Below are 14,821 nucleotides of genomic sequence, written 5' to 3'. Positions count from 1 at the left end.
GCGCGTGCCGAAGCTGCGGCTTGTCGATTCCGCCGCGATCGGAGGTGTCGATATCGGTGACATCTTGCTGGCGCTCGGCGAGTTTGCCGATCTTTACATCGGCGCCGAAGGCGGTACCGCACATCTCATGGCAACGGTGATGACGCCGATGGTTATCCTCAATGGCGGCGCCAACATGGCCCGTTGGAGGCCGCTTTCGAACTGCGTGGACGTGATCGCGACCCGCCATGCCAGCCCGACCGGCCTGGTCGCCGATGTCCCGGCGCCGACAATCATCGAAGCGGCGCAACGGATGCTGGCGACACGCCGCCGCGACCATCCCCATCTACCGGATCTCGCAGGCCTGTCAGCGCAGCAGCCCTGGGGCAACGACATGCGTGAAGACGTGAAGCGCGCCGTTTGAGTTCGAATTTATTTGGACGCGCTTCGAAGCGTGCTGGGATTCAGGTCGGGCATTTGCAGGCCGGCCTCCCCTGAACATCGGCGCCATGGTACAATGGGTTCGGTGGAGCGAAGCGCTGCAACCGTTCGATGCTGACCACCGGCACAATGCAGGCGGAGTTCTCGGCGCGGCAGAACTGGCAGCCATCGTAATGGATTAGGCATAGGTCAGCACTTCTTGATCTTTGATTCCAATGGAGTTCCTCTCAGTCCTCAATGAGAATAGCTAATGCCAGAGAACAGCGCGCCGAACACAAAGCATGGCGGCGAATGGACAATAGCCTGGCGCTTGGTCGTGGTGGCGGCGGCGGCGATTAACGTTGCGATGCTCTTGGCCGCGCTGTCCGTCGCGCAAATTCGTGGTCTGGACGCGTGGATCTTTTATCGAGATCCATCCGCAGCCGCCGGAGTCGGTTTCTATACGGGGTGGATTTCGTCCCTGGGTGCTTCGCTATGGATCGGCTCCGGCGCCGCAACCCTGTTTGCTGGCCTGCTCACGCGCCGATGGGATTGCACGTTTCTCGGCGGCCTTACCCTCCTCTTGGGCCTCGATGACCTGTTGTTGATCCATGAGGACGTGCTGCCCATTGTTGGGATACCGGAGATCGTTCCGATGATTGCCTACGCCGCCGCCGGGTTGTTCTGGTTCTTCCGGCTGCGACGGAAAACATTCGACGGCACGATCATCTTTGTGGCCGCAGGCTTCCTGCTGGCGATGTCAGCATCGATCGACCAGCTCGGAGAGCTGTTTCCTACCCCCGGTTCTGCGGCCGCCATCGCCGAGGACGTCGTCAAAGAGCTTGGCATCTTCCTCTGGGCGGCAGGTGCCGTTGGGTACGCGGCGATGGTGACACGATTGGGCCGCCCGTGGGTGGATCCAGCCGGTCCCAACTCTACAGACTGACTGCCGCACGCGGGCATTTTCGACCAGACTAGTCCAGATCGAACCGCGCGATGACAGGCACATGGTCCGACGGGCGCTCCCAGCCGCGCGCCAGACGCAGGATCTCGTAGCCGGAAAAGCTGGGCACAAGGTTCGGCGACGACCAGACGTGGTCGAGGCGGCGGCCGCGATTGGACAGCTCCCAATCCTGCGCGCGATAGCTCCACCAGGTGTAGAGCTTCTGCTCATCCGGCACGTTGAGCCGCATCAGGTCGGCCCAGTTGCCGGCGCGACGCATCGCCTCGAAATTTTCCGTCTCGACCGGCGTGTGGCTGACCACGTTGAGCAATTGCTTGTGCGACCAGACGTCATGTTCGAGCGGGGCGATGTTGAGGTCGCCGACCAGCACCGAGCCGGACACCTCGTCATGTTCTGCCCGGATGGCATTCATCTCGGCAACGAAATCGAGCTTGTGCTTGAACTTCCTGTTGATGACGGGATCCGGTTCGTCGCCGCCCGCCGGGACGTAGAAATTATGCAGCAGGATCGCCTTGCCGCCGGCCCGCACCGTCACCGAGAGGTGCCGGCTGTCCTCGATTTCGCAAAAGCGTCGCTTTTCGACCAATTCGATCGGCCGCCGCGCCACGGTTGCTACGCCGTGGTAGCCCTTCTGGCCATGGAAGGCGATGTGCTCGTAGCCGAGCTTGCGGAAAGCCTTCTCGGGGAACAGTTCGTCGGGAACCTTGGTTTCCTGCAGGCACAGCACGTCGGGCGCATGCTCGACGAGCAGGCGCTCGACGATCGGCATGCGAAGGCGAACGGAGTTGATGTTCCAGGTGGCGATGGAGAAGGGCATTTGGCAATCCAGGACAGCGTGCAACCGGCCAGAACCGATGGGTCCCGGCGGGGAAGACGCCTTTTGACGGAGTCGGTCCGGGAAATTGCCAGCCGCAAGCCGCAAAGACAAGCCGGGCAACGCTCGACGAGGCGCGGCCCGGTGCTTTCCACAGCTATTGGAGCGTTTGAAGCTAGCGCGCCTTGTTGGTGTTGAGCTCGCGGTTCGCCGTGTAGTCGATGGCGAAAGTATCCGGCGCGAAGCTGACGCCTTCCTTGGTGTTGAAGATCATCACCGTCGTATCCTTGCCCTGCGCGTCGGTGATCGTCCACTGCCGCAAGTCGAAGGTTTTCGGATCGAACATCATGGTGATCTTCGAATTGCCGAACACCGATTTGTCGGCGAGCTGGATGGTTGTGAGGTCGTCCTCCTGCTTGACGCTTTTGACGCGGTCGCCGGAGAGGTCGATCCTGTTGTCGAGCAGCAGCTTCAAGGGTGTCTTCGACAGCGGATAGAGATCGGACGTGTTGAGCCTCTTGTTCAGGATGACCACCGACTGGCCGTCTGAAATCACCCGGAAGTTCGAAGAGCCGTCGTAGTTGAAGCGGATCTTGCCCGGCCGTTCGAGGAAGAACTTGCCGCCGGTCTGCTCGCCCTTGGGGCCGAACTGCACGAATTCGCCGCTCATCGATTTGACCGAGGAAAAGTGGTCGGCGATCTTCTGCGCAGCGGCCGGCACAGCCGCCTGCGCCGAGGCCAGCACCTGGAAGCCGGGCACCGCGTTGAAGGCTGCCGCCCCTGCAAACGCCAGACCGAGGCCCAGCAACTGACGCCGGGATGGAGCAAATGTGCTGAGCGCTGAAAGATCGTTTTTCATGTCGGTCACTCTCGTCTGATTCCTGAGTTGTTCTGTGCTTGGACCCCCAGTTGGGCTGAAATTTGGCGGGTCGGGCGTCCCTTGGTCGCTTCAACGCCTTGAAAGGTTCAAGGTTGCCGGATGTCGCAAGGGTCAGGCTTTCTGGTCAGAACTTGTCCTCTTCGGTCGGCACCAGGATCTCGCGCTTGCCGGCATGGTTGGCCGGGCCGACGATACCTTCCTTCTCCATCTTCTCGATGATCGAGGCAGCGCGGTTATAGCCGATGCCCAGCCGGCGCTGGATATAGCTGGTCGAGGCCTTGCCATCGCGCAGCACCACGGAGACCGCTTGATCGTAAGGATCGTCGGAATCCTCGAAATTGCTGTTGCCGCCACCGCCGCTCGCTCCACCCTTGCCTGACGGCTCGTCGTCATCCTCGCCATCATCCTCGGTGATGGCGTCGAGATACTCCGGCACGCCCTGCAGCTTCAGATGCGCGACGATCTTCTCGACCTCTTCATCGGCGACGAACGGGCCGTGCACGCGCTGGATACGGCCGCCGCCGGCCATGTAGAGCATGTCGCCCATGCCGAGCAGCTGCTCGGCGCCCTGCTCGCCCAGAATGGTGCGGCTGTCGATCTTCGACGTCACCTGGAAGGAGATGCGGGTCGGGAAATTGGCCTTGATGGTGCCGGTGATGACGTCGACCGACGGCCGCTGCGTTGCCATGATGACATGGATGCCGGCGGCGCGCGCCATCTGCGCCAGGCGCTGCACGGCACCTTCGATGTCCTTGCCGGCGACCATCATCAGGTCGGCCATCTCGTCGATGATGACGACGATATAAGGCATCGGCTCGAGATCGAGGTTCTCGGTCTCGTAGATCGCCTCGCCGGTCTGGCGGTCGAAGCCGGTCTGAACGGTGCGCGAGATCTTCTCACCCTTCTTGTCCGCCTGGCTGACACGGGCGTTGAAGCCGTCGATGTTGCGCACGCCGACCTTGGACATTTTGCGGTAGCGGTCCTCCATCTCGCGCACGGTCCATTTCAGCGCCACCACCGCCTTCTTCGGATCGGTGACGACGGGCGTCAGCAGATGCGGGATGCCGTCATAGACCGAGAGTTCCAGCATCTTCGGATCGATCATGATCAGCCGGCAATCCTGCGGCGTCAGCCGGTAGAGCAGCGACAGGATCATGGTGTTGATGGCGACCGACTTGCCCGAGCCGGTGGTGCCGGCGACCAGCACGTGCGGCATCTTGGCGATGTCGACGATGACCGCCTCGCCATTGATGGTCTTGCCCAGCGCCAGTGCCAGCTTGGCCTTCGTCGTCTCGAAGTCGCGGCTGGCCAGGATCTCCCTGAGATAGACGGTTTCGCGCTTGGCGTTCGGCAGTTCGATGCCGATGGCGTTGCGGCCGGGCACCACCGCGACGCGGCAGGCGATGGCGCTCATCGAGCGGGCGATGTCGTCGGACAGGCCGATGACGCGCGACGATTTGATGCCGGGCGCCGGTTCGAGCTCATAGAGCGTGACGACCGGACCCGGACGGACGGCGATGATCTCGCCCTTGACGCCGAAATCCTCCAGCACGCCTTCGAGCAGGCGCGCGTTCTGTTCCAGCGCGTCCTTGGACAGGCTGGCGTCGCGCACCACGTTCTTCGGCTCGGAGAGGAAGTGCAGCGACGGCATTTCGAATTTTTCAGAGCCGATCAGCGATGTCTGCGCCTCGCGCTGCACACGGGCGCCGGGCACGGGGCGCGCCGCCGGCGCCTCGACGCGCGTGGCGGCATCGGAACGGAACGGCTGTACCTTGGCGGTCGGCGCGCCTCGGCGTTGCACGACAGGCTCATCGTCGAAATCGGCATCCTCGCCCGCATTGTCGAAGCGGTCGTCGAAGATATCGGCATCGTCGGGGTCGAGCGAGGCGCTGCGGTCGTTGACCATGGCGGCGAAGAATTCCGGCTCGACGCGGGCGCGGCCATCCTGGCTCATCCGCTGCTCGGCGAACTCGGCCGATTCGACCCGTTCGGCGGCGCGGCGCCAGGCGGTGGAGCGCTGCTCCATCTCCGGCTCGTACTCGTCCCGCTCCTGCCTGCGGCGCACGGCGCGGCGGTGCATCCACGCGCGCAGCGACAGCCACCAATGGGTGATGGCGCCGAGCGCCAGGATGCCCTCGTCGCCTTCGTCCTCGTCATTGTCGAACAAAAGGTCGTCCTCGCGCGGATCGACGGCGGGCTCGTCCTCCATCACGGCAAAGCCGTTCTTGCGTCCGATCAGCGCCGAGCCATGGGCGAAGAGCCACAGTGCGGGCGCCGACAGCAGGATGGCGATGATGCTGGCGATCAGCCCGGTCGGATAGCCGCCGATGACGACACCGGGGATCTTCAGCACCATGTCGCCGAACACGCCGCCGAGGCCGGTGGGCAGCGGCCAGGTCTTGGGCGGCACCACGCAGCCGACCATCGCCGCGGCCAGCAGCGCGAAGCCGAACCAGGACAACCCGCGCTTGGGCAGCCTGTCGACACCGCGCGCGGAAAACAGCAGGAAGCCCCAGATGACCGTCGGAACCAGGGCGGCGACGGCGGCGAGGCCGAAGAACTGCATGGCGAGGTCGGAGAACACGGCACCCGCATAGCCCATGGCGTTGGTGACGGAGTTGTTCGTCGCGTGGGAAAAACTCGGATCGGCGACATTCCAGGTGGCAAGGCTGGCAACGCCAAAGGCGGCCAGCGCGAACAGGCCGACGCCAACCAGCCGCCCGACCTGACGCCGCGCGAACGCCTGGATGCCGTGCCCCGTATCGGCCAGCGCGAGCGGTGCTGAAGCCCCTGAACGCATGCTCTTCCCCGTCTGTCGTGGACTCGCCGGGTGCGTGGCGCACTCCGGCAGATTCGGGTCTCAGACTATCGGTGGGAAGGTTAAGGGCGCATTAACTATAAGAGGTTGAGACGCTCAAACCTCATTACCGCCGGTTGAGCCGTATGAGGCAATGATGGACGACGGACCGATGGAGCTCCATCGAACGAAACAATGGCGGGCTGCCGGCCCGCCATTGGTCGTCTGAACGGAGATCGGGCCTCGGCCCGATCGCGGCAAATCAGTTGGCGCCGCCGAGCGCCTGCACATTGGCGCAGAATTCCGCATGCGGCTTGCTCATCGCCGCATCCTGGCATTCCTTCTTCATCGCTTCCTGCTTTTCCATCGGCATGGCCATGAAAGCTGTCTTGAAGCCCGCCATCGGCTTCATGGTTTTCATGCCGGAATCCGTGAAGAACGGCGCCATGTTGTCGGGCTCGTCCAGAGCACCGGCAAACGCCACGCCGCCGATCATGGAAAGAGCAAGCGCTCCGAGACAGATGTTCTTGAGGTTCATGAGATGGTTTCCTTCCCTGTTGTTTGGCACGAGCGTCAGAACGACGATCGTCCCCACGGTTCGGAACCAGAGCGGTCGTTGTTTCCTCAAAAAACATGATCACGCGAACGTGATTGCGTGAAGCCGGGCATTGCCGGAATGGCTTGCCAAAAAAAGAGGCCCGGATGCGATCCGGGCCTCAATGCGTGAACTCCTTTCGGGAGCGTCACGACGGGATCTTTCAAAGCAATTCCAGGAGAACTGTGCAGCGCTTTCCATTCGGAATTGCGTGGAGATATGGGGCCGGCGGGAGGAGGGTTCCGCCCTTACGGCACCACTTCGCCATGCTGGGAGATGTCGAGGCCTTCGACCTCTTCCTGGGTCGTCGGGCGCAGGCCGACAAGCGCCTTGACGATGTAGAGGAGCACGAAGGTGGCAATGCCGGTCCACACGATGGTGACGGCAACGCCGTAGATCTGCTTGCCGAGCGAAGCACCTGCGCCGAGGCTGTTGATCGCCGGGTCGGCGAGCACGCCGGTGAGCAGAGCGCCGACCACACCGCCGACGCCATGCACGCCGAAGGCGTCGAGCGAGTCGTCATAGCCGAACATGTGCTTGACCTTGACCGCCGAGAGGTAGCAGACGACGCCTGCGACGATGCCGACGATGAAGGCACCGGTCGGGTTGACGAAGCCGGAAGCCGGCGTCACCGCGACCAGGCCGGCAACCGCACCCGAGATGATGCCGAGCACGGAAGGCTTCTTGGCGACGATCCATTCGGCGAACATCCAGGCCAGTGCCGCCGCGGCGGTGGCAACCTGGGTGTTGAGCATGGCAGCGCCGGCAAGACCGTCGGCTGCCAGTTCCGAACCGGCGTTGAAGCCGAACCAGCCAACCCACAGCAGTGAAGCGCCGATCACCGAATAGACCAGGTTATGCGGCGCCATGTTGGTGGTGCCATAGCCTTCGCGCTTGCCGAGAACCAGCGCACAGACCAGACCGGCGACACCGGCGTTGATGTGAACGACCGTACCGCCGGCAAAGTCGAGCACGCCCGCCGATCCGAGGAAGCCGCCACCCCAGACCCAATGCGCGATCGGCACGTAGACGACCAGCAGCCACAACGCCATGAAGATCAGCAGCGCCGAGAACTTCATGCGTTCGGCGAAGGCGCCGGCAATGAGCGCCGGCGTGATGATGGCGAATGTCATCTGGAACATCGAGAACACGAATTCAGGAATGTTGGCGACGCCCGGCAGCCACAGCGAGGCCGTGGTGATGCCGTGATGGAAGAACTTCGAGGTGCCGCCGATATAGCTGTTCACGCCGCCGCCGTCCGAGAAGGCCAGCGAATAGCCGAACATGAACCACAGCACCGTCACCAGGCAGGTGATGGCGAAGCTCTGCATGACGGTGGCGAGCACGTTCTTCTTGCGCACCATGCCGCCGTAGAACAGCGCCAGGCCCGGAATGGTCATCATCAGCACCAGCGCCGTCGAGGTCAGCATCCAGGCGGTGTTGCCGGTGTCGAGCACCGGGGTCGGGGCAGCAGCCGGCGCGGCCGCGGCTGCGGCCGGTGCCGCTTCCTGTGCGAAGGCGGCAACCGTGCCCAATGCTGCGAGAGTAAGCGAACCCAAAAGGGCAGCTCGTCCCGTCGTCTTCAAGGTGGAAGGAATATTCATTGAACTCTCCATTGGAATACGTGATCGCCGCTCAGAGCGCGTCGGTGTCTGTTTCGCCGGTGCGGATGCGCACCGCCTGATCGATGCCGAAAACGAAGATCTTGCCGTCGCCGATCTGGCCGGTCTTGGCGGCTGCGGTGATGGCTTCGACGGCCTTGTCGACCATGTCGGCACTGACCGCGACTTCGATCTTGATCTTCGGCAGGAAGCTGACCGCGTATTCCGCCCCGCGATAGATCTCCGTATGCCCTTTCTGACGCCCGTAGCCTTTGACTTCGGTGACGGTCAGGCCCTGGATGCCGACGGCGGTGAGCGCTTCGCGTACCTCGTCGAGCTTGAACGGCTTGATGATTGCCATCACGATTTTCATAAGGTTTCACCCTTTGCTGTTGCGGTCCCCCGCGTTTGTACACCTTCACCGATCCCAAAGAGCCGGAGAGTGCCCACAAGGATTCAAGCTCCGTGCCAAGTGCGGAAGCAGGGTGTTAACCCACTGTAAACAAAGAGATTAGGGAGTGCGCCGACGCAACCTGCCCACAGCTGCGGCGATACGCCTGCTTAAAAATTGGGCAAATTTCGAAAAATGCCTACTCTGCAGGCGATCGCTTGAGCCGGATCAGCCCTTCCTGCGCAACCGAGGCAATCAGCGTACCGTCGCGGGCAAACAGCGAGCCGCGTGTAAAGCCGCGCGAGCCCTGCGTCGACGGGCTGTCCTGCGTGTAGAGCATCCAGTCGTCGAGCGCATGGCTGCGGTGGAACCACATGGCGTGGTCGAGGCTCGCCGCCTGGATATCGCGATCGAAAATGGCGCGGCCATGCGCGAAGGTCGATGTGTCGAGCAGCGTCATGTCGGAGAGATAGGCGAGCACCGCTGCCTGGATGGCGCGGTCCGCCGGCACCGGACCGGTGGTGCGGATCCAGATGTTCTGCTTTGGCTCCAGCTTTTCGCGGCTGGTGTAATGCTTCAGCATCACCGGCTTCATCTCGATCGGCCGGTCGCGCTCCCAGTAGCGTTTGATCCCATCGGGCACCGCCTCGCCGAATTTGCCCAGCAATTCGCGTTGCGACAGCAATGTGTCCGGCCCCGGAACGTCCTGCGGCATCGGCACCTGGTGCTCCAGGCCGACCTCATCCTGCTGGAACGAGGCTTCGAGCGAAAAGATCGCCTGGCCGTGCTGGACCGCCACCACGCGCCGCGTGGTGAAGGAGCCGCCGTCGCGAATGCGGTCGACCTCGTAGACGATCGGCACCTTGGTGTCGCCGGGCCGCATGAAATAGCCGTGCAGCGAATGCACGTACCGATCGGGATCCACTGTCCGCTGCGCCGCCACCAGCGCCTGGGCGATGGTCTGGCCGCCGAACACGCGCTGCCAGTCGAGCAGCGGGCTGCGACCACGATACAGATTGTGTTCCAGCTTCTCGAGGTCGAGAATGCCGAGAAGCTCGTCCATGGCTGCCGTCATATTTCGCGCCCTCGCCGCAGAAGTGTTATGGCGGTTTCCGACAGGACGGACAGGCAGTCAAGGGCGCAAGACCCGGCCGGCGCAGGAGCGAAGATGATGGAACGCAAGGCGGACACGAAAAACAGATCCGGGCTCGATGTCCTGGTCGCCGGCGCCGGCTATGTCGGCCTGGCCGCCGCCGTATCGCTGAAACAGGCGCGACCGGGCCTCGCCATCGCTCTCGTCGATGCGGCACCTGCTGGCGCCTGGCAAAGGGATGGCCGCGCCTCGGCCATTGCCGCTGCCGCCTGCCGCATGCTCGACCAGCTCGGCGTGTGGGCCGAGATCGCACCCCAGGCGCAGGCGATCACTGAGATGATCATCACCGATTCGCGCACCGCCGATCCGGTGCGTCCGGTCTTCCTGACCTTCGGCGGCGAAGTGGCGCCGGGCGAGCCCTTTGCGCATATGGTCGCCAACAAGGTGCTGAACGGCGCCTTGCGGGCCAGCGCCGAAAGGCTCGGCATCGATATCATCGAAGGCGTCGCGGTGCAGGGCTTCGAGACCAACGGCAGTGGCATCACCGTGCATCTCGCCGACGGCGCAGCGCTGAAGGCGCGGCTGCTGGTCGCCGCCGACGGCGTCAACTCGAAGCTGCGCGACATGGCCGGCATCAAGACGGTGAAGTGGGAATATGGCCAGTCCGGCATCGTCTGCACGGTAGCGCATGAACGCCCGCACAATGGTCGCGCCGAAGAGCATTTCCTGCCGGCCGGGCCTTTCGCCACATTGCCGCTCAAACCCGGTGAGGACGGCACCAACCGCTCGTCGATCGTCTGGGTCGAGCGTACGCCCGATGCCGAGAAGCTGGTGGCCGGTGACGATCTCCTGTTCGAACACGAACTCGAGCAGCGTTTTGGCCTGAAGCTTGGCGAGATCCGCGTTACTGATGCGCCGCGCGCCTGGCCGCTCGGCTTGACCATTGCGCGTGCTTTCGTCGCGCCCCGCATCGCACTCGCCGGCGATGCCGCCCACGGCATCCACCCGATCGCCGGCCAGGGCCTCAATCTCGGCTTCAAGGATGTCGCGGCCCTTGCCGAGGTGATCGTCGAGGCCGACCGGCTCGGCCAGGACATCGGCGCGCTCGACGTCCTCGAACGCTACCAGCAGTGGCGCCGCTTCGACACGGTGCAGATGGGCATCACCACGGACGCGCTGAATCGGCTGTTTTCCAACGATATCGGCCCGCTGCGAACCGTCCGCGACATCGGCCTCGGCCTTGTCGAACGCATGCCGCGCCTGAAGGATTTTTTTATCCGGCAGGCGTCGGGGTTGTCCGCCAGCACGCCGCGATTGTTGAAGGGCGAGGCGATCTGAGCGCTATCGCTCAGTTGACCTCGAAACCCAGCTTCTGCCGCAGCCGCAATATCCTCTGGTCGGATATTTCGAGGCGTTTTTCCCCGCCCTGGGCGGCGCGGTTGACCATCTGCAGCAGATCGTTCCGCTCGGCGACATCGAGGCGTTCGCGCAGGAACGGCGCCAGCTTGTCGATGACGACGGTGGTGTCGTCGACCTGCGCCGCCGCCCATTTGGCGTAGATCACCGCCTCGTCGGTCTTCTTCTTGTCGGCGATCTCGGAAATCACCGCGCGGATGACAGCCTCGCGCTGCGGCAGGATGGGCCCATCCTCGGAGACGATTGATGTGATCAGCGTAGCCGCCGCTACGACCGGATCATCGATCGCCGTCAGAGGCGACAGAGCCGCCTGCTTGCGCAGCTTCTTGCGACGGATGTTGCCCTGCACGCGCCCGACAACGTCCGCAACCTCGCGAGCCGCGTCGTTCATCGCCTTCATCCGGTACCACCAGAACGCCGCCGCGCCCATCACGCCAAGGATAGCAATCAGGAAAGGCATGTCGAAATCCCCAAGAACCCCGGCGACGATAGGAGAACTCTCGCCTTGCTTCAACACGCAAAAGTTGCGCACCAAATGAACCGGGACGATCGTTCAATCGAACGCCTTGGTTTCCGCGTGGCTGTAGCACATGGCGGGGGCTATGACCCCGGCACACTGTAGATCGCCCGCACCTCGATGGTGCCGATTTCGGCCAGCGGGATCTCGCCGGCGATCTCCAGCGCCTGGTCGAGATTGTCGGCCTCGATCATGACGAAGCCAAGCAACTGCTCCTTGGTTTCGGCGAACGGGCCGTCGGTGATCAGCCGCTTGCCCTGGCGTCGCCGCACCGTCTTCGACGTTTTCACCGATTGCAGCGCCTGCGCGACGATCAGCACCCCACGATGATCCAATGACCGGTCATGAGCCATCGAATCGGCATCGAGCTTGGCCAGACGCTCCGGCGTCATGGCATGGAGGTCGTTTTCCTCGCCATAGACCAGACAGACATATTTCATTTCCAGCTCCCTTGCTGTGACGAACCATAGGCGATCACGGTATCGGTTGAGTTCTTGCCGGCAGCGACATGGTCGAGAAGGCTGACCGCAATGCCGATGATTGCAACTGCCGCAAGCAGCCGGCCGAAGCCGGAGGGCGGCACATGCAGCGGGCCGCTTTTCCCTGGATCAGCCGTTCGGCAGGTGCTTGTCCAATGGGCAGAAAACAGATTGTTCATGCGAACCTCCATCCGCCACGAGAATCTGTGGCCGCCCGCAGGACGCTCGGGGCCGATGCAAGTCGACATTTTGCACGCACATTTTTTTCAAAAAAGATTCGGTGGGGCTCGCCGGTGCTGCATGCGCGCGCAAACAGCGCGGTGGCCTTCCCTCGCGCCCGCGCTATAGTTGGGAGGAACGCCGCCTGGCCGGCGCCACCGCTGTAATAAGGAGGAATTCATGGACCGCACCGCAAACGCCGTCTGGAAAGGCAATCTGAAAGAGGGCACGGGCACGCTCGACACCCAGAGCGGAACCCTGAAGGGCACGCCCTATTCGTTCAAAGCGCGCTTCGAGGACGAGAGCGGCAAATCCGGCACCAACCCTGAAGAGCTGATCGCGGCGGCGCACGCCGGCTGCTTTGCCATGCAGTTTTCGCATTTCCTGGCCGAGAACGGCACCCGCGCCACCGAACTCGACGCCAAGGCCGTGGTGACGCTGGTTCCCGGCACCGGGATCACCGGCAGCGCCCTCACAGTGGTCGGCAAGGTCCCGGGCATCGACGCGGCGAAGTTCAAGGAATTGGCCGAAAGGGCCAAGGCCGGCTGTCCGGTCTCGAAGGCGCTCGGCGCCATAAACGTATCGCTCGACGCCAAGCTCGGCTGAAGGCCCGAACGGCAAATTCATCCAGAAACCGCTGGCCCTTGGGCCGGCGTTTTCGTTTGCGGTCAGCCCTTCAACGCGGCCGCCCGCACATCCGATGGCGTCGCGCCGTAGCGCCGCCGGAACGCCCGGTTGAAATAGGAGAGGTCGTTGAAGCCTGCCTCGAAGGCGATCGCCGTGATGCTGCGTCCGGCATGACGAGGATTGCTGAGCATCCGATGCGCGCGCAACAGGCGCTGGCACAGCATGAAATCCGACAGCGACGTGCCTTCGCTCTCGAACAGTTTTCTGATGTAGCGGGCCGAAAGGCGGTGACGGCGGGCGATGTCTTCGGCCGACAGGTCGCCGCCATGGGCTGTTATTTCGGCCTTGATGGCACGCAGCCGCGCCACGCGCACGCCTCGGCCCCGGGCGATTTCTGCCGCGTCTCGGGTGGCACCCATGGCCAGAGCGACGAGATCGAAAATATGCGTCGTCGCCAGATGCCAGGCCTCCGGGGTCAGCACGTCGCCGGCATCCTGGATCGACCTGACATAGTCGAGCAGCAGCCGCATCGCCCCGCCGGAGGTTGGCAGCGGCTGCATCAGCGCCGGCGCCGGGTCGCCGATCAGCGGTGACAGTGCCTTGAGCGAGAAGCTCATATTGACGAAGCGAAGACCGCCTGGCTGGATGACATTGAGGCCGACCTCCTCGCCGCTCATCATCAGCGCCTGGCCGTTGCCGACCGGCTCCTCGCGGCCGCGATGCTTCATCACGCTTGCGCCATCGAGGGCGACCAGGAGGACGAGATCGTCGCTGTCGATCAGCGACGTCGAATGATGGACGCGGAATTCCGAACACGTGCCCGTGGCGATGCCGAGGCCAGGCAACGCGCGCACCTGCATATCGACATGCGTCGGGCCGAGTGGATCGAGATCGACCTTGAGCACCGTGCGGCCATAGACCTCGCGCATGACCTCGACGCGATCCCGCTCCGGAAGCGCGTCCGTCATCAGTCGGAACGAGGCGGTTGGCCCCATCGTCGCCGTCACCGGCATCCCCCATGCCTCAGGTCAATCAGAAGCGGCGTGATATGCGCCGCGCCTCCGAAAACGTCAATACAGGGCCGTTTGGGCCGTTTTTAGGGCCGCTGCGTCCAAGCTGCCCGCTTTTGCCGGACCTAGTTTGCAGCGCGTTTCCGATCAGGAAGCGCATCGCAAACAGCCACAAGGGGGTTCGATGTATCATTTGCAATTGTTCAGGACACTGTCGGGGCTCGCCTCGGCAGGCTTCAATCCACGCGTCTATCTGTTGTCCATCGCTCTCGGCGGAACCGTCGCCGACCATCGCGATCCGAAGCGGCCGTGTGGGGAGCGTCGGCCATGAGCGTCCGGCATACAGTCCTGGCGGCACCGGTCCTGTGCCTCGGCCTATCGGGCTGCGTCGGCATCAACCCGGTTTCTGCGGTCGTCGGCATGGCCGGCATGGCGGCGGCCAACTCCGCCGGCATGGCGCAATCGAGCGTCATCAGCCCGCAGGAGCAGGCGAAGTACGCCTCGATGTCCTGTGCGGATCTGCGGCAATTGATGGCAGGTTACGAAGAGGCGAAGAATCATGGGCCGTCGGTCAAGAAATACGGCGGCATGGCGCCGGCCGGCAAGACGGCGATCGTCAACAATGTCATCGGCACGCGGCTTGTCTATCTCCGGCAGCTTGTTGCGAGCAAAGGATGTTGAGGGCCTCGTCACACCACGCCTGCCGGGCGGCACTTGTCGGGCTTGCCGGCTGGCTGGCCTTCAGCGCCGGCGGCGCTTACGGCCAGGGCAAGGGACCGACGACACGCTCGCGCCTCGGTGCGATGCCGGGAGCGCTCGTCGGCAAGTGGGGTTTTGCAGTTGCCAGCGGCAATTATTGCGACACATTCAGCAACTGCGATCCAGGCAGCGGCGGCAGCGTCACCTTTACCTTCGGGGCTGACGGGCGCACCTATTACGCGCTGTTCCAATCGTCTCTGGTCGACGGCTGCGGTCAGGTCCGGTCGCTGACCCTGAAAACCGGCAAGGCCTCCGTGCGC

General features: G+C 63.5%; 17 protein-coding genes. 6 read left to right on the top strand and 11 right to left on the bottom strand.

Annotation, left to right across the window (positions count from 1 at the left end):
* Both ENZ75_RS04975 and ENZ75_RS04970 read left to right on the top strand, forming a co-directional pair.
* Positions 1-403, top strand: a 403-nt coding sequence (locus ENZ75_RS04975) for a hypothetical protein (RefSeq protein ID WP_206617013.1), incomplete at its 5' end; no start/stop codon positions are given.
* A 267-nt stretch (positions 404-670) separates the two neighbouring features.
* The gene (locus tag ENZ75_RS04970) at positions 671-1,345 is read left to right on the top strand and encodes a hypothetical protein (RefSeq protein WP_063169523.1); all 675 of its coding nucleotides are present in this window, start codon (positions 671-673) and stop codon (positions 1,343-1,345) included.
* 28 nt (positions 1,346-1,373) lie between these two features.
* Here ENZ75_RS04970 and ENZ75_RS04965 read toward each other — a convergent pair whose 3' ends face one another.
* The 7 genes from ENZ75_RS04965 to tesB all read right to left on the bottom strand — a co-directional run bounded on the left by ENZ75_RS04965 (position 1,374) and on the right by tesB (position 9,516).
* Positions 1,374-2,180 carry an exodeoxyribonuclease III gene (locus ENZ75_RS04965; RefSeq protein ID WP_063169524.1) on the bottom strand — a complete coding sequence of 269 codons (807 nt, stop codon included), beginning with the start codon at positions 2,178-2,180 and terminating at the stop codon, positions 1,374-1,376.
* 172 nt (positions 2,181-2,352) lie between these two features.
* Positions 2,353-3,036, bottom strand: a complete 684-nt coding sequence (locus tag ENZ75_RS04960) for an outer membrane lipoprotein carrier protein LolA (RefSeq protein WP_024505000.1) — start codon at positions 3,034-3,036, stop codon at positions 2,353-2,355.
* 145 nt (positions 3,037-3,181) lie between these two features.
* Positions 3,182-5,857: a DNA translocase FtsK gene (locus ENZ75_RS04955; RefSeq protein ID WP_063169525.1), complete on the bottom strand. Its 2,676-nt coding sequence runs from the start codon at positions 5,855-5,857 to the stop codon at positions 3,182-3,184.
* A gap of 259 nt (positions 5,858-6,116) precedes the next feature.
* Positions 6,117-6,392, bottom strand: coding sequence for a hypothetical protein (locus ENZ75_RS04950; protein WP_063170403.1), 276 nt, complete (start codon positions 6,390-6,392; stop codon positions 6,117-6,119).
* A gap of 305 nt (positions 6,393-6,697) precedes the next feature.
* Positions 6,698-7,879: an ammonium transporter gene (locus tag ENZ75_RS04945; RefSeq protein ID WP_224619141.1), complete on the bottom strand. Its 1,182-nt coding sequence runs from the start codon at positions 7,877-7,879 to the stop codon at positions 6,698-6,700.
* 205 nt (positions 7,880-8,084) lie between these two features.
* On the bottom strand, positions 8,085-8,423 hold the full coding sequence (locus ENZ75_RS04940; RefSeq protein WP_013528889.1) for a P-II family nitrogen regulator: 339 nt from the start codon (positions 8,421-8,423) through the stop codon (positions 8,085-8,087).
* Between the two features lie 217 nt (positions 8,424-8,640).
* On the bottom strand, positions 8,641-9,516 hold the full coding sequence (tesB, locus tag ENZ75_RS04935; protein WP_013528888.1) for an acyl-CoA thioesterase II: 876 nt from the start codon (positions 9,514-9,516) through the stop codon (positions 8,641-8,643).
* Between the two features lie 96 nt (positions 9,517-9,612).
* Here tesB and ENZ75_RS04930 point away from each other — a divergent pair, with 96 nt between their 5' ends.
* Positions 9,613-10,872 carry a ubiquinone biosynthesis hydroxylase gene (locus ENZ75_RS04930; RefSeq protein WP_027163307.1) on the top strand — a complete coding sequence of 420 codons (1,260 nt, stop codon included), beginning with the start codon at positions 9,613-9,615 and terminating at the stop codon, positions 10,870-10,872.
* Between the two features lie 10 nt (positions 10,873-10,882).
* On the opposite strand, the gene ENZ75_RS04925 is transcribed toward ENZ75_RS04930, so the two are convergent.
* From ENZ75_RS04925 to ENZ75_RS04915, 3 genes are all read right to left on the bottom strand, one after another.
* Positions 10,883-11,410, bottom strand: coding sequence for a hypothetical protein (locus ENZ75_RS04925; protein ID WP_024504998.1), 528 nt, complete (start codon positions 11,408-11,410; stop codon positions 10,883-10,885).
* 140 nt (positions 11,411-11,550) lie between these two features.
* Positions 11,551-11,907 carry a YciI family protein gene (locus ENZ75_RS04920; RefSeq protein WP_063169526.1) on the bottom strand — a complete coding sequence of 119 codons (357 nt, stop codon included), beginning with the start codon at positions 11,905-11,907 and terminating at the stop codon, positions 11,551-11,553.
* A complete protein-coding gene (locus ENZ75_RS04915; protein WP_063170404.1) occupies positions 11,904-12,125 on the bottom strand; it encodes a hypothetical protein in 222 nt (73 codons plus the stop codon). Before ENZ75_RS04915 ends, ENZ75_RS04920 begins: the two co-directional genes overlap by 4 nt.
* A 220-nt stretch (positions 12,126-12,345) precedes the next feature.
* On the opposite strand from ENZ75_RS04915, the gene ENZ75_RS04910 reads away from it, so the two are divergent.
* Entirely contained in the window at positions 12,346-12,771 is a 426-nt protein-coding gene (locus tag ENZ75_RS04910) for an OsmC family protein (RefSeq protein WP_128277930.1), read from the top strand.
* Between the two features lie 62 nt (positions 12,772-12,833).
* Here ENZ75_RS04910 and ENZ75_RS04905 read toward each other — a convergent pair whose 3' ends face one another.
* Positions 12,834-13,760, bottom strand: a complete 927-nt coding sequence (locus tag ENZ75_RS04905; RefSeq protein ID WP_245481127.1) for an AraC family transcriptional regulator — start codon at positions 13,758-13,760, stop codon at positions 12,834-12,836.
* A gap of 369 nt (positions 13,761-14,129) precedes the next feature.
* On the opposite strand from ENZ75_RS04905, the gene ENZ75_RS04895 reads away from it, so the two are divergent.
* Both ENZ75_RS04895 and ENZ75_RS04890 read left to right on the top strand, forming a co-directional pair.
* Complete coding sequence (locus ENZ75_RS04895; protein ID WP_013528880.1) at positions 14,130-14,483, top strand: hypothetical protein; 354 nt, start codon at positions 14,130-14,132, stop codon at positions 14,481-14,483.
* A partial coding sequence (locus ENZ75_RS04890) for a hypothetical protein (RefSeq protein WP_206617012.1) occupies positions 14,480-14,821 on the top strand: 342 nt, incomplete at its 3' end. The genes ENZ75_RS04895 and ENZ75_RS04890, both read left to right, overlap by 4 nt.

The organism is Mesorhizobium sp. M7A.F.Ca.CA.002.04.1.1, assembly GCF_004022805.1.
Taxonomy (GTDB): Bacteria; Pseudomonadota; Alphaproteobacteria; order Rhizobiales; family Rhizobiaceae; genus Mesorhizobium; species Mesorhizobium ciceri.
The sequence above is the reverse complement of the archived record's forward strand: the minus strand, read 5'-3'. Positions and strand labels throughout refer to the sequence as shown.

Excerpts from the sequence above, each read along its gene's own strand:
- ENZ75_RS04970 (WP_063169523.1), top strand. The coding sequence starts at position 671 with ATGCCAGAGAACAGCGCGCCGAACACAAAGCATGGCGGCGAATGGACA.
- ENZ75_RS04965 (WP_063169524.1), bottom strand. The coding sequence starts at position 2,180 with ATGCCCTTCTCCATCGCCACCTGGAACATCAACTCCGTTCGCCTTCGC.
- ENZ75_RS04960 (WP_024505000.1), bottom strand. The coding sequence starts at position 3,036 with ATGAAAAACGATCTTTCAGCGCTCAGCACATTTGCTCCATCCCGGCGT.
- ENZ75_RS04955 (WP_063169525.1), bottom strand. The coding sequence starts at position 5,857 with ATGCGTTCAGGGGCTTCAGCACCGCTCGCGCTGGCCGATACGGGGCAC.
- ENZ75_RS04950 (WP_063170403.1), bottom strand. The coding sequence starts at position 6,392 with ATGAACCTCAAGAACATCTGTCTCGGAGCGCTTGCTCTTTCCATGATC.
- ENZ75_RS04945 (WP_224619141.1), bottom strand. The coding sequence starts at position 7,879 with ATGCTGACCTCGACGGCGCTGGTGCTGATGATGACCATTCCGGGCCTG.
- ENZ75_RS04940 (WP_013528889.1), bottom strand. The coding sequence starts at position 8,423 with ATGAAAATCGTGATGGCAATCATCAAGCCGTTCAAGCTCGACGAGGTA.
- tesB (WP_013528888.1), bottom strand. The coding sequence starts at position 9,516 with ATGACGGCAGCCATGGACGAGCTTCTCGGCATTCTCGACCTCGAGAAG.
- ENZ75_RS04930 (WP_027163307.1), top strand. The coding sequence starts at position 9,613 with ATGGAACGCAAGGCGGACACGAAAAACAGATCCGGGCTCGATGTCCTG.
- ENZ75_RS04925 (WP_024504998.1), bottom strand. The coding sequence starts at position 11,410 with ATGCCTTTCCTGATTGCTATCCTTGGCGTGATGGGCGCGGCGGCGTTC.
- ENZ75_RS04920 (WP_063169526.1), bottom strand. The coding sequence starts at position 11,907 with ATGAAATATGTCTGTCTGGTCTATGGCGAGGAAAACGACCTCCATGCC.
- ENZ75_RS04915 (WP_063170404.1), bottom strand. The coding sequence starts at position 12,125 with ATGAACAATCTGTTTTCTGCCCATTGGACAAGCACCTGCCGAACGGCT.
- ENZ75_RS04910 (WP_128277930.1), top strand. The coding sequence starts at position 12,346 with ATGGACCGCACCGCAAACGCCGTCTGGAAAGGCAATCTGAAAGAGGGC.
- ENZ75_RS04905 (WP_245481127.1), bottom strand. The coding sequence starts at position 13,760 with ATGACGGACGCGCTTCCGGAGCGGGATCGCGTCGAGGTCATGCGCGAG.
- ENZ75_RS04895 (WP_013528880.1), top strand. The coding sequence starts at position 14,130 with ATGAGCGTCCGGCATACAGTCCTGGCGGCACCGGTCCTGTGCCTCGGC.